General features: G+C 66.2%; 18 protein-coding genes. 4 read left to right on the top strand and 14 right to left on the bottom strand.

The features are described from left to right. Positions 1 to 30 precede the first annotated feature (30 nt). The 6 genes from METUNV1_RS05845 to METUNV1_RS05820 are packed head-to-tail and all read right to left on the bottom strand — an operon-like array spanning position 31 to position 6,931. The gene (locus METUNV1_RS05845) at positions 31 to 510 is read right to left on the bottom strand and encodes a type IV pilin protein (RefSeq protein ID WP_008059771.1); all 480 of its coding nucleotides are present in this window, start codon (positions 508 to 510) and stop codon (positions 31 to 33) included. 25 nt (positions 511 to 535) lie between these two features. Beyond that, positions 536 to 4,141, bottom strand: a complete 3,606-nt coding sequence (locus METUNV1_RS05840; RefSeq protein WP_051165279.1) for a pilus assembly protein — start codon at positions 4,139 to 4,141, stop codon at positions 536 to 538. 18 nt (positions 4,142 to 4,159) lie between these two features. Further along, positions 4,160 to 4,780: a pilus assembly PilX family protein gene (locus METUNV1_RS05835; protein WP_008059767.1), complete on the bottom strand. Its 621-nt coding sequence runs from the start codon at positions 4,778 to 4,780 to the stop codon at positions 4,160 to 4,162. After that, positions 4,777 to 5,841, bottom strand: a complete 1,065-nt coding sequence (locus tag METUNV1_RS05830) for a PilW family protein (RefSeq protein ID WP_008059764.1) — start codon at positions 5,839 to 5,841, stop codon at positions 4,777 to 4,779. Before METUNV1_RS05830 ends, METUNV1_RS05835 begins: the two co-directional genes overlap by 4 nt. Then, positions 5,838 to 6,287: a type IV pilus modification protein PilV gene (pilV, locus tag METUNV1_RS05825; RefSeq protein ID WP_043359190.1), complete on the bottom strand. Its 450-nt coding sequence runs from the start codon at positions 6,285 to 6,287 to the stop codon at positions 5,838 to 5,840. The genes METUNV1_RS05830 and pilV overlap by 4 nt, the downstream gene beginning before the upstream one ends. Beyond that, complete coding sequence (locus METUNV1_RS05820) at positions 6,284 to 6,931, bottom strand: GspH/FimT family pseudopilin (protein WP_008059761.1); 648 nt, start codon at positions 6,929 to 6,931, stop codon at positions 6,284 to 6,286. The genes pilV and METUNV1_RS05820 overlap by 4 nt, the downstream gene beginning before the upstream one ends. Positions 6,932 to 7,141: 210 nt before the next feature. Here METUNV1_RS05820 and METUNV1_RS05815 point away from each other — a divergent pair, with 210 nt between their 5' ends. Both METUNV1_RS05815 and METUNV1_RS05810 read left to right on the top strand, forming a co-directional pair. Next, positions 7,142 to 8,452, top strand: a complete 1,311-nt coding sequence (locus METUNV1_RS05815) for a DUF3422 family protein (RefSeq protein WP_008059757.1) — start codon at positions 7,142 to 7,144, stop codon at positions 8,450 to 8,452. 252 nt (positions 8,453 to 8,704) lie between these two features. Next, the gene (locus METUNV1_RS05810; protein WP_008059755.1) at positions 8,705 to 9,673 is read left to right on the top strand and encodes a TerC family protein; all 969 of its coding nucleotides are present in this window, start codon (positions 8,705 to 8,707) and stop codon (positions 9,671 to 9,673) included. Positions 9,674 to 9,715: 42 nt separating this feature from the next. Here METUNV1_RS05810 and radA read toward each other — a convergent pair whose 3' ends face one another. The 3 genes from radA to METUNV1_RS05795 are packed head-to-tail and all read right to left on the bottom strand — an operon-like array spanning position 9,716 to position 13,169. Further along, a complete protein-coding gene (radA, locus tag METUNV1_RS05805; RefSeq protein ID WP_008059753.1) occupies positions 9,716 to 11,077 on the bottom strand; it encodes a DNA repair protein RadA in 1,362 nt (453 codons plus the stop codon). Position 11,078: 1 nt separating this feature from the next. Further along, positions 11,079 to 12,245 (bottom strand): alanine racemase, encoded by a 1,167-nt coding sequence (gene alr / locus METUNV1_RS05800; RefSeq protein ID WP_008059752.1) that lies wholly within the window; start codon positions 12,243 to 12,245, stop codon positions 11,079 to 11,081. A 45-nt stretch (positions 12,246 to 12,290) separates the two neighbouring features. Further along, the gene (locus METUNV1_RS05795; protein WP_232416247.1) at positions 12,291 to 13,169 is read right to left on the bottom strand and encodes a LysR family transcriptional regulator; all 879 of its coding nucleotides are present in this window, start codon (positions 13,167 to 13,169) and stop codon (positions 12,291 to 12,293) included. A 256-nt stretch (positions 13,170 to 13,425) separates the two neighbouring features. Between METUNV1_RS05795 and lplT the strand changes: the two genes are divergently transcribed. Continuing rightward, positions 13,426 to 14,691 (top strand): lysophospholipid transporter LplT, encoded by a 1,266-nt coding sequence (gene lplT / locus METUNV1_RS05790; protein ID WP_008059748.1) that lies wholly within the window; start codon positions 13,426 to 13,428, stop codon positions 14,689 to 14,691. On the opposite strand, the gene METUNV1_RS05785 is transcribed toward lplT, so the two are convergent. The 4 genes from METUNV1_RS05785 to tsaB are packed head-to-tail and all read right to left on the bottom strand — an operon-like array spanning position 14,692 to position 17,265. Continuing rightward, positions 14,692 to 15,243, bottom strand: a complete 552-nt coding sequence (locus METUNV1_RS05785) for a glycine zipper 2TM domain-containing protein (RefSeq protein ID WP_008059746.1) — start codon at positions 15,241 to 15,243, stop codon at positions 14,692 to 14,694. Positions 15,244 to 15,299: 56 nt separating this feature from the next. Beyond that, a complete protein-coding gene (locus METUNV1_RS05780; RefSeq protein ID WP_043359186.1) occupies positions 15,300 to 16,088 on the bottom strand; it encodes a uracil-DNA glycosylase in 789 nt (262 codons plus the stop codon). Next, positions 16,085 to 16,573: a ribosomal protein S18-alanine N-acetyltransferase gene (gene rimI / locus METUNV1_RS05775; RefSeq protein ID WP_008059743.1), complete on the bottom strand. Its 489-nt coding sequence runs from the start codon at positions 16,571 to 16,573 to the stop codon at positions 16,085 to 16,087. The genes METUNV1_RS05780 and rimI overlap by 4 nt, the downstream gene beginning before the upstream one ends. Continuing rightward, entirely contained in the window at positions 16,570 to 17,265 is a 696-nt protein-coding gene (gene tsaB, locus METUNV1_RS05770) for a tRNA (adenosine(37)-N6)-threonylcarbamoyltransferase complex dimerization subunit type 1 TsaB (protein WP_043359226.1), read from the bottom strand. The genes rimI and tsaB overlap by 4 nt, the downstream gene beginning before the upstream one ends. A 139-nt stretch (positions 17,266 to 17,404) precedes the next feature. On the opposite strand from tsaB, the gene METUNV1_RS05765 reads away from it, so the two are divergent. After that, entirely contained in the window at positions 17,405 to 18,985 is a 1,581-nt protein-coding gene (locus METUNV1_RS05765) for a response regulator (RefSeq protein ID WP_008059739.1), read from the top strand. Between the two features lie 7 nt (positions 18,986 to 18,992). Here METUNV1_RS05765 and METUNV1_RS05760 read toward each other — a convergent pair whose 3' ends face one another. After that, the gene (locus tag METUNV1_RS05760; protein ID WP_008059738.1) at positions 18,993 to 20,027 is read right to left on the bottom strand and encodes a DUF1501 domain-containing protein; all 1,035 of its coding nucleotides are present in this window, start codon (positions 20,025 to 20,027) and stop codon (positions 18,993 to 18,995) included. Positions 20,028 to 20,091: the final 64 nt, after the last annotated feature.

Raw genomic sequence — 20,091 nt, 5'->3', positions numbered from 1 at the left:
GAAACTGTGTGTCCGCTCTGCCTGATCCGCCTACTTCCAGCAGGCCGTGACACCGGCGCCGGTCGAACAGCGGGACGGCGTACCGCTCGCGCCCTTGGTACCGGCCTGATCCAGAGCAAGCGAACAGCCGCATTTCGAATCGTTGCTCTGCTGTGCGTTACGAGGGGCGGCGGTGATCGAGAACTGGCGCGGACTGGCGTTGCTGATCGTCACGCCGAAGGTATAGAAGTTGGTCAGGTCCGTGACGCACTGCAGTTCGTTCAGATCGCGTGTGCCGTTTGCGTTGGCATCGCCATCGCCCCCGACATAGGTGAGATTGGTGGTGAAGAAGCGCTCGAGCACCTGTGCCTGCTGGGTCAGGCAGGCGGCCGCGGTTGCCCGCCTGCTGTCTATCACGTACTGCGTGTAATTCGGATAGGCGATGGCGGACAGAATCCCGATGATGACCACGACGATCATCAGTTCGATCAGTGTGACACCGGCCTGAAGGCCTGCGCGCGTGCGTTTCATGTGTGCTTTCCGTTGTCGGTCCGGGTCAGTCGTTGATCAGTTCGCGCCAGGATATGCGGCCGAAGCGGTCGGGCAGATTCAGACGTTCGCGCAGGATACCGAGGTCGGACGTATTGACCAATGCGTCCGACCGTCCGACGGTGCTGCCGGACGAGCTGCCGCCACTGCCTCCGGTGGTGCCGCCGGTATCGGTGCCTGTATTGCCCGAACCGCCGGTGCTGCCCCCGGTCGTGGTGCCGCCGCTGCCTTCGTTGCGCACCAGAATCGGACTGGACGGCATGGAGCCGGTGCTGACTGCGCTGACATAGTAGCGGTTCGACGTTTCACCCGAGGTGATGGTCACCTGTGCGCGGTTCGCGAACAGATCGGCGTTCAGCCGGCCGCCGGTATAGGGATTGATACCCATCAGCCAGCCGGAACCGCCCGGTGTGCAGGGATCGTCGGCAGGAATGGCCGATGTCGCGAAAAGGGCGCCGCCAAACGCCTGCACGCCGTAGATCATGCGCTCGCCCGCAGCGGTGCGGGTGTCGGGCAGCAGGTCGAGGTACCAGCCCTTGCGGATGTAGGCGCCATCGGCATTGGTGATGGCCTGACCACCCACGTCGTCGCCCGGCGCAGAAATGACGCGCACTTTCACCGAGGTCGCGGTGTCGCCGGTACCGGTAGTCTGCGTTTCTTCCTTGATGACCCGGCGTTCGGCCAGATTGGTACGACCGACCACCGGACTGGTGGTGGTGCCGCTCAGATAGTTGTCGTACAGGCCGTACCAGCTCTGGACCGCGCGACTGTTGCGGTCGGTGGTGCTCAGGAACTGGCCGGTGCCGAAGGACACCCAGCGCACGCCGGTAGACGGATCGAGCATCACCTCGACGCGTGAGGTGATGGGTTGCGGCGTTCCGGCCGAGTCGACCGCGCGGAACAGCGGCAGCGGGCTGGAAGCGGTTCCGAAGGACACTCCCCAGTTTGATGGCGTCGCGGAGGTGACATCGAAGCGCCACAGATTGCCGCGCAGATCGCCGGCATAGATGTAGTCGACGTCCCCGTCGTCGTCGTCGTCCCAGGTCGTCACTTCGGCCAGGCCATTGCTCACGCAGGGCGAGTCGGTCGTCGGGCAGGCGCCGGTGTCTATGGTCGAGATGAGCTCGCCGGTCAGCGCATTGATGACGAACAGGAAGCCCTTGTACTGATCGCTGTTGTAGCCGTTGCCGACGATGACCGCCCACACGCCATTGTTCATCCGGGCCACCACCGGCTTGCCGGTGAACCGGCCGAAATCGCTGTGCGAGAACTCCCATTTCACCCGGGCAGCGGCCGCGCCGGAAGCCGGAACAGTGGGGTCGGTCACGTCCAGCGCATACAGCTGACGTCCGCCGCGACCGGTAGAGCTCACCAGCAGGCTGCGCCAGTTTCCGACGCTGCCGCTGGAGTCGAACACGTCCGCCACAGTGATGGCACCGTCATTGATGAACTGATGGCTGTAATTCGTCTGGGTGAGCGTCTTCATCTGCGCCAGCGCCGACGACGGCACATAGGCGAACACCTCGGCGCCGGTGTTCGCATTGAAAGCATGCGTCATGCCGTCATTCGCATTCACGTACAGCATCGGCGTGCGGCTCGCGCGCAAGGCGCGATAGTCCTGGTAGGTCGAGGCGCCGCTCCAGGAGAAGCGCTCGTACCCGAAATTGTCCGGCGTACCGACAAAGACCGGCGACGAATGCACGATGTCGCCGATCAGCTGATTGCGGTTGCGGAACAGGCCGCCCTCGGACGCCTCCCCGGTGCGTACGCCGCGCAGGTAATCGAGCACCGCACTGTTGTTGCCAAGTGCCGCCTTCTGCGCATCACTCAGATTGCTCCAGGTGAAATCGACCGAGCTGCTGCCATTGCGGGTGTAGATGCTGCGCGCCGACGGGGCCGGAATCTGTTCCGATGCCTTCCAGTTGGCGGTGGTCTGCAGGTTGCCATCGGTGCCGACCTGGAAGGCCCAGATGTCGCCGGTCCAGACTTCGCTGGTGAAACGGGCCTGGTACACGCGGCTGCCCTGCCGCAGCTGGGCGGAGGACACGCCGAGATTGGACGAAGAGGCCGTGCGGGCAACGATGGTGTCCAGCGCCGCCTTCAGACCGTTGGCAAACTCGGTCGGATCAGCGGCACTGACGAAGCGCCCGCGCCCGTTCACCGTTGCGTGCCAGAGATCATCCAGCTTGGCGGTGTCACTCAGCGTCGGATTCGGCCACGACTTCGTGCCTGCAGTCAGCGCCGGAAGATCCGAGGTCGGATCCAGCGTACCTTTCAGGCCGAAGGCGACGGCGAAGGTGTTCATGTGCTGGCGGTTGTTCGGGTCCTCGCCGCTGGTCGGCACCTTGTCCGCGATCGTGGTCTGCAGATCGGTGTCGTAGTAATGCATGGCGATGTCCGCCAGCGTCAGCGAGTAGGTGTCTGCGTAGGGACGCCCCTTGCCACCGTCCGCATTCCCGATGCTCGAATTTACCGCGGTAATGTCGCTGTCGGTCGTGGTGTTGTAGTAACCATCGGTCGTCATGATGGTGAAGGCCTGCCGGCACCCGAGCGGAGCGCCTGCCACATCCGGTCCCCAGGGGGCTGAGGTCTTGAAGTATTCGCCTGCGTCCAGCAGTGACTTGCGCAGCGGCGTCAGACCGGAGGGCGTTGCAGCGAACAGCTTGGTGAAGAAGTTGGTTCTGTTGGTATCGGAAAACGTACCGGTCGTTGGAATGCTGAGCCAGCCGCTGGTGCCGTTGATGGTGCGGAAACCGACGCGGTAGTTCTGACCCAGGGTAGAGAACGCAAAGCTCACGCCGCCCTTGGCGGAATTCATCCGGGTGCGGCCGTAGGTGTACCAGTTGGCGAAGTTCTGGATTTCCTGAGTTACGGTGCGGGTGACGCCGTTCGGCCAGGAAAAGCTGGATACGGTCACTTCGGTCCCGTCAGCGAGATCCTTGCGATAGGCGGTGCTGCCCTGAATGCGGTAGCGGTAGTAGTTGCCCCGCTCATAGATCGAGCCTGTCCCCTTGTGCACGAAGAAGGTGATCGGCCAGAACGTGAGAGAGCAGGTGTCGTTGTTGCTCGCACAGGCCCGGTTGCGCGGAATCGCGGATGAACTGAACGAGAAAGTCGTCACCGACGTGTTCTTGCGCCACTTGAAGGTGCGTGAGGTCTGGCTCGTCAGATCGAGCAGCGAGCTGGAACCAGGCTCTGCAGGCGCAGCCGTTGGCGTCGCAGGGTCATATGCACTGCCGTCCGCCTTGGTCCACGGCTTGTAGGTAACCGTCGGGTCGTAATAGATCCTGTTCAGCCAGGCGGTCCGCGTCGCCAGATTGAAGATGTTGAGGTCGTCGTAATCGGCAACGATCTCGCCAGTATCGTTGGTCGGCTTCAGCGCGAAGTCGATCGAAAAGGTGTTGTAGAAGTCATCCGGCAGCATTTCCGATGCCATCGACCCCGAGTTGTCCAGGATCATCAGCACGTTGGGCGCCGCCGTGACGTTCAGCACCAGCGGCTGGCTGGAAATGTCGGTCGCGGCCTGAACCGGCAGCGCGATGGCGAATGCGGCAAGCAGTGCGGCGTTCAACCTGCGCGGGGCGCTCCCTGCATATTTGAGAGTATTCGTCATGCGTGTGCTCCGAAAGAATCAGGGCCGGTAACTGGTCTGGAGAATGACGTTGGGCAGGCCATCGACCTCGGGCATGCGGGCGGTCACCCGGTAGCGCGGGCCGCGGCAGCTGGTGTCATTGCGACGGCCGCAGCCGGTGCCGTCTTCCGACTCGCCCATGTATTCGATGATGTATTCCGGTCTGCGATTGGTGCCGCCGAGGCGGGCCTTCATCGCGCTATCGACGCTGTTCCACCAGCCGGACGCCGCGGTCCACTGCGTGCCGGTGTCCTTCCAGCGTTCGACGAACACCACTTCCGGGGGCGTTGTCCCGCCTCCGCTGCCACTTGTCGCGCTCTGGGTCGCGGAGGGGCCGGGTACGGCGCACGACGGCGGTATGCCGTTGGGCGGGCAGTACAGTCCGTTCGAATTGGTCACCACCGTATTGATCGAAATGGTCGCCTCCGCTTCACGCAGTGCGGACTCGACCGCCTGGAAAGCCAGGCTGCGGTCGTAGAGATTCGCACCCATGCGTTCCTGCATGCTGGTGCTGCGTATGCTGGACAGGCCGAGCAGTGTCATCACCACCAGCAGCACCAGCGCGATCAGCAGCGTCGCACCGCGTTGCCGATCGATCGGCCGGACATAGTGGGCTTTCATGGCACCCGGTTCCTCAGATTGACCATGTGAATCAGCGTACGGGTGAGCCGATTTGCTGCTGCCCCCGACGTGGTGCCGCTTTCGGGTGACTCGATCACCAGCCGTATCTCGACGCCGGTTACCAGTTCCCAGTTCGCGGTGGTGGTGATCTGGTTGGCGGTCAGGTAGTCGGTGCCGAGGACGTACCAGACCTGCAGATCGCGCACCCCCTCAACCACTTCTTCCACCACCGGGGCGGCCGTTCCGGTGCCGTTGCCGCGCACGCTGATGCGGTAGAGCGAGGTCGGGCTGCTCTGGGTGCCGGTACGTCCGTTGTTGCCGACGAACCATGCGACCGGCTCGAAGCGCATGACCGAGGATCCGGGGACGAAAGACCTCACCGGTGCCGCGGCACAACTGCTGCCGAAACCCATCTTGGTGCCGCAATTGCCCGGCGATCCGGTGCTTGCCGCGTGCGCCACGGAATTCGACGCGGTATCGATGGCGGAGGCCTGGAAAATCGTGGTGTCCTCGTAGTCGCACACCACCATGAGATCGCCCGGTGCAAACGAGTGCGCCTGGCCGTTCGGGCGCTCCAGTGCGATCGAGTAGGCCGGTACGCTCAGGCTGCCCACCGTTGTGGCCGACGCGGTCGCGTTGTGGGCACGCACCGGCAGCGCATTCGATGCGCCATGCATGATCTGGATCACATCGGTACCGCTGACCCGCTGACCGACGCCGGTGCCGATGGCCACCGCGCCGGCCGCGTCGGTGTCGTTGAAGCCGCGCAGACCGCCGGTCCAGTCGGACCACCAGTTGGTGGTCGGCGAATTCAGCAGATTCATGACCCGCACGCCGCCGCTGCACGCATTGACGCCGGCGGATCTCAGATCACGCGACATCAGGTCGAAGGCGACACGGGTGGTTTCCTGCACCCGGGCCAGCGATTCGGTGGTGCGGTAGGCCTGACGGTTACCGATCACGACCGATATGGCGCCGACCGACACGACCAGACCGAGCGCGAGCGCAACCATGACCTCGACCAGAGAAACGCCCGCCTGCCTGAAAGCGCTCTGCTTCATATGCGCACATCCACTTCAAAGGTTTGCGCCGCCCCGCCGTTGGCGACCCGGCTGTCGTCCCAGCGAACGGTGATGCGGCAGAACGCCGGCGTGCCGGCGCAGTTGATCGCACCGCACGCGGTCGTTCCGAAGTTCCGGTTCAGTTCATCCAGCCATCGGCTGGTATCGACAGAAACCCGGTCAGTCCCCGAGGGGGCCGTGCATGCACCGGTCGGCATCGTGCGGTTGTAACCGCCGGTGCGGGCCGCGGCCTGGTTGCTGCGCATGCGCTCCGCAATCGAATTGGCCGAAATGACCACGGCGTTGCGTTCGAATGCACTCTGGTTTGCCTTCATCGCCATGGTCTGCATGCCGGCGATACCCAGCATGCCGAAAGCGAGCACAAACAGCGCCACCAGAACCTCGATCAGCGACACGCCCTGCTGGATGCGTCGGGGCCCGTTCATTGCGTGGTCTCCGTGGTGGATGTCGGCGGTTCCGGCACAACGCCGCAATTGGTGATGGTGGCGCGGGTGACTGCGATCCGGCTGCCGGCGAGCAGCGCTACGTTGCGCGCGTTCTCGCCGGTGAGCACACCGCTGCTGTCGCACACCGTGATCGTCGCGGCCTGCAGGGCGGCCGAATCGACCGCACGGGCCAGGCCATCCGGGCGGAACACGATGCGGTTGCCGGCGGTACCCAGTGCATTGTCGGACGAGAACACCAGACCGCTGGCGGTGATGGCCTCGCTGCGCAGCAGCGTTTCGCCGGCGTCGAAGGTGCCATCCGAATCGTTATCCACGAATACGGCCCAGCCCTGCCATGGCGCACCGTCGGCTGCGGTCACGCAGCCGGACGAGGCGGTCAGCGTGACCAGGCCGCCGGAAGTCGCCACCCGGCACAGGATGACGCGCCGCTGTATGCGTACCGCTTCCGACCGCGCCAGATTCAGCGCGGCCAGCATTTCGTTCGATTCCGCGGTCAGCCGGTTCGACGCAATGAAACCCTGAAACGCAGGCATGGCCATCGCCGCGAGAATGGCGAGCAGCGCCACCACGATGGCGAGCTCGATCAGCGAAAAGCCCCGCTGGAATGTCCGGGCGACTGTCATGGCGATGAACGCAATTCACGAAATTGTGTAAATCGAGGTTAAATCAATGTCGCCGCAATCTCGACCGAAGCAGGACGAACGGCGGACAGCAGCCGGCGGACGGCAGCCGTGGCGCGGCATCGCGTGAAATCCGTCACGGCCGCGTTCGCGGCGCCCGAAGCGGGTCGGCCTCCTGCACAATGAAGGTTCTTACATTCGCGCGCTTGATTCATGTCGTCATCCACGCCCGCTTCCACGCACCGTCCGGCCGAACATCCGCTCCGCTACAAACTGAACAACGAGGTGCACGCGCGCCCGCCGGTGCCGGTCAGCCATCCGCAACTGGTGTCCTATGTGGCACTGATGCACGACGGGCTGCAGGAGGACGACGAACTGCGCCATCTGCAGGCGCTGGCGGACGCGTACGCGCGACCGCTTCCGCAGTCCGACGGCGGCCACCTGCAGCTGGACGTCGGCGATTTCCGGCTGAAGTGGGAGCGCCACAACGAATTCTCCAGCTACGCCTTCTTCCGCGCCCCGGCCGCCGACGAGGACGGCAGCCGGGGCGCGCTCGGCGTCGTGCCGTCAGCCTGGTTCGACGCCCTGCCCGGTCAGCTGATGGTGGCCACGCACATCGAGCTGCGCTCGACCGCCGATCTGCCGCCGCGCGCGGTCATGGACAGGCTGATCGCCAGCGGCCGTCAGGCTGTGGGCGCCCAGGTGTCCGATGGCGCCGCCTGGGTATTTACCGACTTCGTGCTGACCGACGGCTGGTCGCGCTATACCGTGCTGGATGAACGCCTCACGCCGCGTCAGGCCGGGCGTACGGTGCAGCGCCTGCTGGAGATCGAGACCTATCGCGTGATCGCCCTGCTCGCCTTCCCGGTCGCCAAGGAGGTCGGACGGCTGCTCGGTCGCGCCGAAGGCGAACTGGCCAACCTGATGGACGGCATGGGCAATGCATCGACCGCCGAGGACGAGCGCAGCGTGCTGTCTCACCTGACCCGTCTGGCGGCCGAAGTCGAACATTCGGTTGCCCGCACCACCTATCGTTTCGGTGCGGCCCAGGCCTACTACCGTCTGGTGCGCAGCCGCATCGCGGAACTGCGCGAGCATCGCATCGAAGGCTTTCCGACCATGGGCGAATTCATGGACCGGCGGCTTACGCCGGCGATTTCGACCTGCGAGGCGATCGCCCGCCGGCAGGAAGACCTGTCCGGCCGGGTTGCCCGCAACTCGCAGCTGCTGCGTACCCGGGTCGACATCGAACTGCAGCGGCAGAACCAGGAACTGCTGGCGCAGATGAACCGGCGCGCCAAGCTTCAGCTGCGGCTGCAGGAAACGGTGGAAGGCCTGTCCATCGTCGCCATCACCTATTACGCGTCGCAACTGGTGCAGTACGTCGCCAAGGGCGCGAAGTACGCGCTGCCGGTGAATCCGGACATTCTGACTGCGGTGTCCATTCCGCTCATCGCCGGCATGGCGGCGCTCGGCCTGCGCAGCATGCGGCGCAAGCTCGCGGCGGAAGAAGGCGCCCACTGAAGGAAGCAGCCGCGTGTAGGAATGCGCTGACAGCGGCGGGGCCTGGCCCCTGCCACTATCCGGCTCCAGAAGGGGAGTAGCTCCACGCCGCCTGTCGTCATTACGAAGCGTCAGCTTCCGGCACGCGGGTCCGCACAGTGCGGATGAGCAAGACCTTTGCCGTGACGGCAAGGTCGACTCCGGACAAAGGAAGGCCTTGTGTGCGCGCGGACACAAGGCCTTTTTTCTTTGATCCGACGGAGATTCGATCTGATGGAAACCGTTGCAACCGGCTGGATGTGGGCGGCCTTTTCGGCCGTCGTACTGGGCATGCTGTTCATCGACCTCTTCCTGGTCGGCGGCGGCAAGAAACATGTGGTGAGCTTCCGCGAGGCCGGCATCTGGTCTCTCATCTGGGTCAGCGTGGCCATGCTGTTCGCCGCTTTCCTTTGGTGGACGCTGGACGGTCAGCTGGGGCGCGAAGCCGCCAACGAACGCACGCTTGAATTCATTACCGGCTACCTGATCGAGAAATCGCTGGCGGTCGATAACGTATTCGTCTGGCTGATGCTGTTCAGCTACTTCGCCATTCCGGCGGAGCTGCAGAAGCGGGTGCTCATTTACGGCGTTATCGGCGCCATCGTGATGCGGGCCGGCATGATCTTCGGCGGCGCCTGGCTGATCGAGCGCTTCCACTGGGTGCTGTATCTGTTCGGCGCCTTCCTGCTGGTGACCGGCATCAAGATGGCGTGGTTTGCCGACCACGCGCCTGATCTGGAAAAGAACCCGGTGCTGCGCTGGCTGCGCGGTCACATGAAGGTGACCCCTGAGCTCGAGGGCGAACGCTTCTTCGTGCTGCGCGACGGCGTGCGCTACGCCACCCCGCTGTTCCTGGTGCTGGTGCTGGTGGAACTGTCCGATGTGGTGTTCGCGGTGGATTCGATCCCGGCCATCTTTGCCATCACCACCGACCCCTTCATCGTGCTCACCTCGAACGTGTTCGCGATCCTGGGCCTGCGTGCGATGTATTTCCTGCTGTCCGGCATGGCTGACCGCTTCTCGCTGCTGAAATACGGTCTGGCTGCTGTGCTCATCTTCATCGGCATGAAGATGCTGCTGATCGATCTGGTGAAGATTCCGATCTGGCTGTCGCTGCTGGTGGTGGCTTCGCTGATCGGCGGCTCGGTGTGGCTGTCGCTGCGCAGGACGGCGCACGCCGAGCACCCGGCGCCCAAGCCCTGACCTGAATGTACGGCGGACCCTGGCGGGTCCGCCGCAGCGGCCTCAGTCCAGTTCGCGCAGCCGCGCGAACGCTTCTTCGATACGCTCGACCGCGATGACGGTGAGACCGTCGATCGGCTGCTTGGGCGCATTCGACTTCGGAATCAGCGCGTGAGTGAAACCGAGCTTTGCGGCTTCCTTCAGTCTTTCCTGTCCGCGCGGGGCGGGACGGATCTCCCCGGCCAGACCGACTTCGCCGAAGGCGACCAGCTTGGCCGGCAGCGGCCGGTTCTTCAGCGAGGACACGATGGCCAGCAGCACCGCGAGGTCACCCGCCGGCTCGCCGATCTTCACGCCCCCCACCGCATTCACGAACACGTCCTGATCCGCGCAGGTCACGCCGGCGTGGCGGTGCAGCACCGCCAGCAGCATGGCCAGCCGGGCCGAATCCAGGCCCACCGTCAGGCGGCGCGGATTGCCGTATGCGCTGTCGACCAGCGCCTGGATCTCCACCAGCAGCGGCCGCGTGCCTTCCTGGGTCACCAGCACGCAGGCGCCGGGCACCGGCTGCGCGTGCTGTGACAGGAAGAGCGCTGACGGGTTGGACACGCCACGCAGCCCGCGCTCGGTCATCGCGAACACGCCCAGTTCATTGACTGCGCCATAGCGGTTCTTGAACGCGCGCACCAGCCGGAAGCTGGAGCCGGTTTCCCCTTCGAAATAGAGCACCGTGTCCACGATGTGCTCGAGCACGCGCGGTCCTGCCAGCGTACCTTCCTTGGTCACGTGGCCGACCAGGATGAGGCTGTGTCCGGCCTGCTTGGCCGCCCGCGTGAGCTGGGCCGCGCATTCGCGCACCTGGGCGACCGAACCGGGCGCCGACGTGAGCTGTTCGGAATAGACGGTCTGGATGGAATCGATCACCACCACGCGCGGGCGCGTATCGTTCAGCGCGGCACCGATCTTTTCCAGATTGATTTCGGCCAGCAGCTGCAGGCCGGCCGGGTCGAGCGCCAGCCGCTGCGCGCGCAGCGCCACCTGTTCGCCCGATTCCTCGCCGGTCACGTAGAGCGCCGGTACCCGCGGCGCGAGCTGGGCCAGTGCCTGCAGCAGCAGCGTCGACTTGCCGATGCCCGGGTCGCCACCGATCAGCACCACGCCGCCGGGCACCAGGCCACCGCCCAGTACCCGGTCGAATTCGTCCAGGCCGGTCGGCAGGCGCGGTTCTTCGCGCGGCCGGATGTCGGCCAGAGACTGCACCTTGGCGGTCCCGGCCAGAGAGGCGAAACGGTGGCCGCCACCGCCCTGCTCCGGCACGGTTTCAACCAGCGAATTCCAGGCCTTGCAGTCGGCGCACTGGCCGGCCCACTTCGGGCTGACCGCACCGCACTCGTTGCAGACGTACTGGGTTTTCGCCTTCGCCACGTCAGCGTGCCAGAGCGACGGCCGGCTGCGGCTCGGTTACGGACAGATCGGCCACGCCGACCTCGACCGCAGGCACCCGCAGCGCCAGCGCGCACACCAGTTCGTAATTGACCGTGCCGGCGCGCTGGGCAACCTCGTCCAGCGACACGTGTTCGCCCCACAGTTCGACCACGCTGCCCAGGCCGGCCTGCGGAATATCGGTCAGGTCCACCGCGATCATGTCCATCGACACCCGGCCGACCAGCCGGCTGCGCACGCCATCCACCGCCACCGGGGTGCCGCTCGGCGCGTGGCGCGGATAGCCGTCCGCGTACCCGCAGGCCACGGTGCCGATGCGCATCGAGCGTTCGGCGGCGAACAGGCCGCCGTAGCCGACGCGATCACCGGGCTGCAGCTGCTGCACCGCGATGACCCGCGCTTCGAACCGCATGACCGGCTTCAGGCCGATGTCGGCCGCCGTCATGTAGGCGGTGGCCGGGCTGGCACCGTACAGCAGGATGCCCGGTCGCACCCAGTCTGCGTGGGTCTGCGGAAAACGCAGCAGCGCGGCCGAATTGGCCATCGATACCGGACCGTCGAACTGTGCGGCCAGCGGTGCGAAGCGCGCGAGCTGGGCGTCCACGCCACGCTCGCCGTCGGCGTCGGCGAAATGGGTCATCAGACCGATCGGACCCGCGTGCGGCCAGGCACGCAGACGGGCCAGCGCGGCCGGCACCTGGGCCGGACTGATGCCCAGCCGGTTCATGCCGGTATTCACCTTGAGGAAAAGCGGAATGCGGGCGCCGGCCGGCAGCTGCGCGGATTCCAGCCAGTCGAGCTGCTCCGCGGTGTGCACCACCGTCGACAGCTTCCGGGCGGCGATCTCCGGCAGGTCGCGGGCGCTGAAGAAGCCCTCCAGCAGCAGGATGGGCTGACTGATGCCGGCTTCACGCAGGCGGACCGCATCTTCCAGATCGAGCAGGGCGAAGCCGTCGGCCAGCGTCGACAGCCCGCGGGCAATGCGCATGATGCCGTGACCGTAGGCGTTGGCCTTGATCACCGCCCACATCCTGGCGCCACCGGCCAGCTCGCGGGTGCGCAGGTAGTTGTGGCGCAGCGCATCGAAGTCGATGCGTGCGTGGATGGGGCGGAACAGCGGAAAGGAATCGGTGAAGGACGGGCGCGACATGAAGGGGCTTCGGGGAACTGCCTGGCTGCGAAGCCCCGGATTGTACTATCGGGGCTGCGACAGCCGACCCGCTGCGAACTGTCCGAACTGTTTCGCCATGTAGGTGCGGAAGCGTTCGGATGGATACAGCAGTGTCATGTGCCGGATGAGCCGCGGCCTCAGCGGCACCGCGACCAGCAGCCCCAGACTGGTTTCATGACGGATCGCCGCGCGCGACAGGATGGCGTAGGCCAGGCCGCGTTCCAGTACACCTTTCACCGAAGAGAGGCGGTCCAGTTCGAACGCGAGCGGCAGCTTGGCCGGATCGACGCCACCGCGCGACAGATAGTTTTCCAGCAGCGCGCGCACGCTGCCCGCGTCGCGGCCGGCGCACGGATGCTGCAGCAGGTGCTCGGGCGTCACTTCCTTCTGCTGCGCGAGCGGAAAATCCGGCGAGCACACCACCACCAGTTCGTCTTCGGCACAGTGCTCCACCATCACCTGCGACCCGCCTCGGCCCAGGCCTTCCACGATGCCGATGTCGAGCACCCGCTCGTCCACCATGTCCTCGATCACGTCCGGGTTATCGACCGTCAGACGCGGTACCACATTGGGGTGCGCAATACGGAATTCGGCCAGCACCGGTGGCAGGTGATATTCGGCGACGGTGGGCGTGGCACCGATCAGCAGGTGGCCACGCAGATCGGTGGCCATGGCCTGCAGTTCGTTCTCCAGGCTGGCGAACAGATCGAGGATGCGCGTCGCGTAGTCCTTGACCTTGTCGCCCTCGGGCGTCAGCGACACGCGGCCGTGGGCGCGTTCGAACAGGCGGGTACCGAAATGCTCTTCCAGCTGCTTGATCTGGAAAGTGACTGCGGGCTGAGTCATCTGCAGCAGTTCGGCCGCGCGCGTGAACGACAGCTGACTCGCCGCTGCGTGAAACACCTCCAGCCTCCGATCAGGCATTTTTCCCTCTTTATAAGTGACACCTGCCCTCGTGGTTATAGACCAAGTCAGGCTTCAACGGTGAACGAAAATGCGGCCAGTCTAAGCCGCATCCTGCATGCATTCACATGCTGCGGTGCGACAAGATACGGATTGTCAAAGCCCCTGGAACGCCCGACGGGGCGTCACCGGGTTCATGGTATAAAAGCGGACTTTTTTCGCCCGGCCGGCTGGCTGTTCCGGCCATAGACGTTCGATGCCTTTCGGCTTCTACATCATCATGGCGGCGCAGTTTTTTTCCGCGCTCGCCGACAATGCCCTGCTGGTCGTCGCCATCTACGTGCTGAAGGACATGCAGGCGCCGGGCTGGCAGATTCCGCTGCTCAAGCTGTTCTTCACGATTTCCTACGTATTGCTGGCCGCCTTCGTCGGCGCCTTCGCCGATTCCATGCCCAAGCGGCGGGTCATGTTCGTCAGCAATCTGATCAAGGTGGCGGGCTGCGCGATGATGTTCGGCTGGGCCCATCCCCTGCTGGCCTATGCGGTGGTCGGCCTGGGTGCGGCCGCCTATTCGCCCGCCAAGTACGGGATTCTGACCGAATACCTGCCGCACCGGCTGCTGGTGGTGGCCAACGGCTGGATCGAGGGCCTGACGGTTGGCGCCATCATCCTCGGTGTGCTGATGGGCGGTCTGCTGATCGATCCGGCCATCAGCGCCCGCCTGCTGGCCGTCGATCTGCCGCTGCTGGACACCGGCCTGGACACCACGGTGGAGATCAGCCTGGTCATCGTCGGTGGCCTGTACGCGCTGGCTGCGCTGTTCAATCTGTACATTCCCGATACCGGTGTGCCGCTGAAGCCGATGCATGGCAGCCCGGTGATCCTGCTGCGCGACTTCACCCGCTGCTTCAGCGGACTGTGGAAAGACAAGCTGGGACAGATTTCGCTCGCGGTGACCACGCTGTTCTGGGGCGCCGGCGCCACGCTGCAGTTCATCGTGATCGACTGGGCGGATCGCGCGCTGGGCATGGGGCTGTCCCAGGCGTCCAAGCTGCAGGGCGTGGTCGCGGTCGGCATCGCGATCGGCGCCATCATGGCGGCGCGCCGCATTTCACTGCGTGGCTCGGTGCGGGTGATTCCGCTGGGCATCGCGATGGGCGTTCTGGTGCCGCTGATGGTGCTGGTGAACAGTCTGTGGCTGGCCGTCCCGCTGCTGGTGCTGATCGGCGCCTGTGCCGGTTTCTTTGTGGTGCCGATGAATGCACTGCTTCAGCACCGCGGCCACATGCTGATGGGCGCGGGGAATTCGATCGCGGTCCAGAACTTCAACGAAAACCTGTCCATCCTGATCATGACTGGCCTGTACGCCGTGCTGCTGGCAGCCGGCCTGTCGGTCTATGCGGTGATGGTGCTGTTCGGCCTCTTCGTGGCGGGCGCGATGTGGCTGGTGCGCCGCTGGCATCACGCCAACCAGCGCCGGCATGATGACGTCGCCCAGCTGGACGACGGCACCATCCACTGATCAGCCGCGCGGCACCCAGGCGCCGTCGTCACGCCGGCAGGCCGTCCCCTTCGTGCTGTCGCTGCGGCCATTGGCCTCCCCGCGCAGGGTGTAACTGCGGCAGCCCTTGCCGCTGGCCTTGCCCGGAATGACGGTGTAGGTCACCCCCTCCGACACCCACCTGACCTGACGGCCTCCCGCAGCCAGTTCCAGCGCATGGCCGATGCAGGCGCGGTCGGTTTCGTCCAGATCGCGGCCGATGCGGGCGCCGATCAGTGCGCCGATGGCCGAGCCGAGCAGGATGGCCACCGTACGGCTGTCGCGGTCACTGATGGCCGAGCCGGCCAGCCCGCCCACCACGCCGCCCAGCGCTGCCCCGACCGCCTCACGGTTGCAGCGCCCTGACCGGATGCCGTAATCGTCCTGCCACGTGCGGCCGGTGTAGCCGACATAGTGGGGGTCGTTCTTCTTGCGCCAGCCGTGGGCTGGCGCATGACCCGGCGGATCGGCCAGCAGCGGGACCGACACGGCAGCCAGACCGAGGGCGATGACCATCTTCTTGACGAGATTCAAGTGGGAACTCCGGAACAGGGACGCGCGATGCTAGCGCCGCTCACCGGCACCCGCTGTCAGACGATGCTGGCACGCGCAAAGCACAAATCTTCCCATGCCTTGGCCTTGTCCTGCGGGTTGCGCAGCAGATAGGCCGGGTGATAGGTCACCACCACCGGAATGCCATGGCGATCGAACAGTCGACCTCTGGCCGCAGCGATCTTCACCTCGCCGTCCAGCAGTGTCTGCGCGGCCGGCCGGCCGAGCGCCACGATGATGCGCGGCCTGATCAGTTCGATCTGGCGTTCCAGATAGGGCTGGCAGGTCGCCATTTCGTCCGCTTCGGGCGTGCGGTTGCCGGGAGGCCGGCATTTGACCGCGTTGGCGATGTAGACATTCTGGCCGCGCCGCAGCCCGATCGCCGCCAGCATGGCATCCAGCAGCTTGCCCGCCTGACCGACGAAGGGCTCGCCGCGCTGATCCTCTTCCGCACCCGGACCTTCGCCGACGATCAGCCAGTCCGCCTCGCGATCGCCGACGCCGGGCACCGCCTGGGTACGGCGTTCGCACAGCGCGCAGGCCCGGCAGTCCCTGATCTGCTGTTCGAGCGCCTCCCAGCCCAGGCCGGATACATCGGGCACGGCCTGCGGGCGAGGCGGCGCAGCAGCCGGTGCAGACGCTGCCACGGTTCGCGGACGCGCCGGCGGAGGGGGCGCCACCGCCGGCGGGGCGGACTCTGGCGCAGGCGGCGGCGCAGTCTGTCCGGCGGGCGACACTTCGGGCGGATCGACCGGATCGACCGAGCTGCGCAGACGCCAGAGCGGCGCCAGCCCCATTTCCCTCAGTACGGCGCTGCGACGGTTCACTTGAGCCACTCCGTATCGATGCCGGCACTCATCACGATGGCGTCCTCACGGCCATCCAGCGCCGGGTAATAGGCCGGGCGCCGTCCTATGGGCTGGAAACCGGCCCGGTGATACATGGCGCGGCCGGCCGCATTGCTGGGCCGTACTTCGAGAAACATCCGGGCCGCGCCGTGGCCGGCCGCCTCGCGCCCGAGGTGGCCGAGCAGACGCCATCCCAGCCCGCGGCGCTGGAATTCCGCTGCCACGCTGATATTCAGCAGATGAGCCTCGTCGAGCACGCACATCATGACTGCGTAGCCGGCCAGCGCCCTGCCCTGCCACAGCACGCGGCACAGATAGCCCGCGGCCAGGGAATCGGCAAAATTGGTCCGGGTCCACGGAAAATCGAACAGCGTGCGCTCGACGCGCGCCACCTCGTCCAGATCCTGTTCGCGCATCGGCGCGAAGGCGGTCACCGCGGTCGAGGCCAGACTGGCGTCGTTCACGCCCGCCCTCCTGCCGCCAGCCTTTCGGCCGTGGTCTGGGCCACCTTGTCGCGGATGTAGAGCGGTGCGGCGAGCGCGGCGTCCACGGTCTGTCCGGCGTCGAGCAGCCGGGCGCCGAGCCGGGCCACATCACGTGCATGCGGGGCGGCCGACGCGTCGATGCCGGCCAGCGTTGGCAGCCAGTGCAGCGACTGCGTGGCGGGCAGCGCAAAGCCGCTGCCGCAGGCCTGCCACTGCGCGGGTTCGCCCGGCGGCGGTGACAGATCGCCCGGCGCGCCCACCCGTACCTCGCTGCGCGCGATCACCGCATCGCCGCGCACCTCGCAGGCCTGGCTGTACACCTCGCTCATCCGCGCATCCATGCAGCACAGGTGCAGGCCGTCGCCGCGACCGAAAGCCAGTGCGTGCAGCGTCGGTACCGCAATCAGCGGAAGGTCGGCGGCCACCGCCAGACCCTGGGCGACGGATACGGCCAGCCGCAGGCCGGTGAAACTGCCCGGGCCGGCACTGAAGGCGATGCCGTCGATCTCCGCCAGCGCACATCCGCCCTCCTCCAGCAGCGTCTCCACCCAGCCGAGCACGAAGCGGGCATGGGTGCCGGGCGTGCCGCCTTCACGGTGCAGCAGGCGATCACCGGTCAGCAGGGCGACCGAGGCGGTTTCGGCGGAGGTTTCGAGCGCGAGAAGCTTCATGCAGCGGATGGACAGCAAGGGTTCAGGCCCGGATTGTAGGGGCTTACGCCGCCCGGTGGTTCGGAAGGACACTTCAAGTTCACCGGCGGATCCGCCGTTAGACCGAACTGCTTTACTCATCCAAGGTGCATCGCTGCCCATGTTCCTGCCGACCGAAGTCCTCGACAAGATGCGCGTGGTCATCGCGGACGCCAATCAGGTGGTCCGTACCTGGGTGCGCACGCAACTGTCGCAGGCCGGGGTGAAGCATGTGGGCATGGCGGGCACTTCTGCCGACCTGCTGCGGCAGTGTTCGGCCACGACACCGGACGTCGTGCTCTGCGACTACAACTTCGGCGAGAAGCAGGATGGCCTGCGGGTGCTGGAGGAACTGCGGCTGAACGACATCCTGCCGCTGTCCTCGGTATTCATGATCGTGACCGGCGAACGGGTGCGCAAGCGGGTGGTGTCGGCGGCGGAGTTCGCGCCCGACGACTATCTGCTCAAGCCCTTCACCTCCGGGCAGCTGGGCGAGCGGCTGGTCAAGGCGGTCGAGAAGAAGCATGCGCTCAAGTCCATCTATGAACAGATGGCGGCCCGCGATCTTGAGGGTGTGGTCATCGAATGCGACCGGGTGCTGGCCAGTGCGCCGCGCTACTCGATGGACGCGCTGCGCATTCGTGCCGAGGCGCTGATCGCGCTCGGCCGGCTGGACGAGGCGGCGGAAATCTACAAGGCGGTGATGGCCCGCAATACGGTGCCGTGGGCGCGCATCGGCTACGCCATGGTGCTGAGGGAGCGTGGCGAAACCTCGGAAGCGGCGCGCCACGCCGCCGAAATCAACCAGGAGTTTCCGGATTTCATGGGGGTGTACGACTTCCTGGGCGAACTTCACGAAAAGGCGGGCGAACTGGAGCAGGCACGGACCTACTACGAGCGGGCCGACTCGATCGCGCCGGACAACCTCCGCCGGCTGCGCAACATCGGCGAAATCTGCCTCGAATCCGGTGACGCGGAAGAAGCCGCCAAGGTGATGCGGCGCGTGGTCGAGCGTACCGAAGGCACCTCGCTCGCCAGCGCCGAGGACCACCTCACGCTGATCAAGAGCCTGATCGAACTGCCGGACACCGGCAGCGAGCTGAATCAGCGCCTGAACGAAATGAAACCGCTGCTGCAGGGCAGCGAATCGGCGACCGTGCTCGCCGATGCGCTGGAAGCGCGGGTGAAGGCACAGCAGGGCGATGAAAGCGGCGCCCGGGCAGCGATCGAACGCGCGCTGAAGGCGCACTCCGAGCTGCAGAAGCAGGACACGCTGGCGACCACCGAACTGGCCGACGCCTGTTTCAGGACGAACAACGACGAGGCCGCAGCCGGTCTGGTCGAACAGCTTGAAGCGAGCGGCAGCGCGCCCAGCCGACTGAAGCGGCAGAGCGCCCGTTCGGCGCGCGAACGTGCCCAGGTGGCGGCCGCGCAGCTTGCCGCAGAAACCGCGGCCGGACCGGACCTCGACCACATCGAAGCGGAGCTGACCCGCCTGGCCGACGTGATCAAGCGGCTCGACCCGGCGTGGAGCGATGCGCTGGCGGAAGAGGCGCGCAACATCCTTATCGACGTATTCACGCTGGCGCCGCGCGAGCGGCGGGTGATCGACGCGCACATCCATTACAACCGGGTGGCGCAGAAACACGGCTACGAGCGGCACAAGCCGACCGCCCGCACGAACAGCGAAGATCAGGAGTGATCCGGCGTCAGCTGACCAGCGCGAAGGGCAGCGGCGGCAGATCGGCGCCCAGCGCGGCAGTGTCCACGCCCAGCCACTGTTCGGCGATGGCTGACTGCAGCGTGCGGACATCCAGCGTCGCCGGCACGCCGCCCCGCGCGTCCAGCGCATCGAGATCGGCGGCGGTGCCGCGCAGTCCGCCCTCCACCCGACCGCCTGCGACCAGCTGCACGCCGGCATTTCCATGGTCGGTACCGGCGCTGAGATTCTCGTGGGCGAGCCGGCCGAACTCGCTGCGCGTCATCACCAGCGTGTCCTGCCAGCGGCCCATCGCGGTCAGCGCATTGCGCAGCGCCGCCAGGGAGCGGGCGAGCGAATCGAGCAGTCGCGCGTGCGTGGTCGGCTGGTCTTCGTGGGTGTCGAAACCGTCCAGCGCGACCCGGATCGCCGTGGCATCTGCGCCCCCGGCCAGTTCGGCACAGGCACGAGCCAGCGCATCGCCCAGTGCGTCGGCCGGAAAACCGAAGCGCGCGGCCAGCGTCTCGCCATCGGCACAGGACAGGCTGCGACAGCGCGGCAGTCCGTGCAGCGGTCCGGGCATGTCCGAGCTCACGACCAGCGCCGGCGTGGCGGCGTGGCGAGCGGTTTCATGCACTGCCAGACAGCGTGCCAGCCAGCCCGGCTGCAGCGGGCTGTCGTCCAGGCGACCGCTGTCCATGATTTCGGTGGCGCGGTGATGCGACAGACTGCCGGCCGGGCACCCCACGCCCTGGAGCAGCGCGAGCTGTCCGTCCTGCCAAAGCGGCATCAGCGGACGCAGTGCCGGATGCAGTCCGAACCCTGAGGCCACCGGAAGCAGCGCGCTGCGGTCCATCGCAATGGTGGGGCGCAGCCGGTAGTAGGCCGGCTGACCGAAAGGGATGAGGGTATTCAGGCCGTCATTGCCGCCCAGCAGATCGATCAGCACCAGAAGACGACCCGACGGGGCCGCGGCGACCTGACCGAAAGGCGCCAGTGCGAGCGGGGCGCTGCCGGCGGTGAGCAAGAAATGCCTGCGGTCCATTCAGACTCCGTCTGGAGAGGAGGCCACCGTCCTGCGGCGGCAGCATGGGGGCGAGCGGAATGAC

The sequence above is a fragment of the Methyloversatilis universalis FAM5 genome (assembly GCF_000214035.2).
Taxonomy (GTDB): Bacteria; Pseudomonadota; Gammaproteobacteria; order Burkholderiales; family Rhodocyclaceae; genus Methyloversatilis; species Methyloversatilis universalis.
The sequence above is the reverse complement of the archived record's forward strand: the minus strand, read 5'-3'. Positions and strand labels throughout refer to the sequence as shown.

Bases quoted from the DNA above. Each gene is read 5' to 3' on its own strand.
- alr (WP_008059752.1), bottom strand. From the start codon at position 12,245: ATGTCGCGCCCGTCCTTCACCGATTCCTTTCCGCTGTTCCGCCCCATC.
- lplT (WP_008059748.1), top strand. From the start codon at position 13,426: ATGCCTTTCGGCTTCTACATCATCATGGCGGCGCAGTTTTTTTCCGCG.
- METUNV1_RS05830 (WP_008059764.1), bottom strand. From the start codon at position 5,841: ATGAAGCAGAGCGCTTTCAGGCAGGCGGGCGTTTCTCTGGTCGAGGTC.
- METUNV1_RS05760 (WP_008059738.1), bottom strand. From the start codon at position 20,027: ATGGACCGCAGGCATTTCTTGCTCACCGCCGGCAGCGCCCCGCTCGCA.
- METUNV1_RS05810 (WP_008059755.1), top strand. From the start codon at position 8,705: ATGGAAACCGTTGCAACCGGCTGGATGTGGGCGGCCTTTTCGGCCGTC.
- tsaB (WP_043359226.1), bottom strand. From the start codon at position 17,265: ATGAAGCTTCTCGCGCTCGAAACCTCCGCCGAAACCGCCTCGGTCGCC.
- METUNV1_RS05840 (WP_051165279.1), bottom strand. From the start codon at position 4,141: ATGACGAATACTCTCAAATATGCAGGGAGCGCCCCGCGCAGGTTGAAC.
- METUNV1_RS05820 (WP_008059761.1), bottom strand. From the start codon at position 6,931: ATGACAGTCGCCCGGACATTCCAGCGGGGCTTTTCGCTGATCGAGCTC.
- METUNV1_RS05765 (WP_008059739.1), top strand. From the start codon at position 17,405: ATGTTCCTGCCGACCGAAGTCCTCGACAAGATGCGCGTGGTCATCGCG.
- pilV (WP_043359190.1), bottom strand. From the start codon at position 6,287: ATGAACGGGCCCCGACGCATCCAGCAGGGCGTGTCGCTGATCGAGGTT.
- METUNV1_RS05845 (WP_008059771.1), bottom strand. From the start codon at position 510: ATGAAACGCACGCGCGCAGGCCTTCAGGCCGGTGTCACACTGATCGAA.
- METUNV1_RS05835 (WP_008059767.1), bottom strand. From the start codon at position 4,780: ATGAAAGCCCACTATGTCCGGCCGATCGATCGGCAACGCGGTGCGACG.
- METUNV1_RS05815 (WP_008059757.1), top strand. From the start codon at position 7,142: ATGTCGTCATCCACGCCCGCTTCCACGCACCGTCCGGCCGAACATCCG.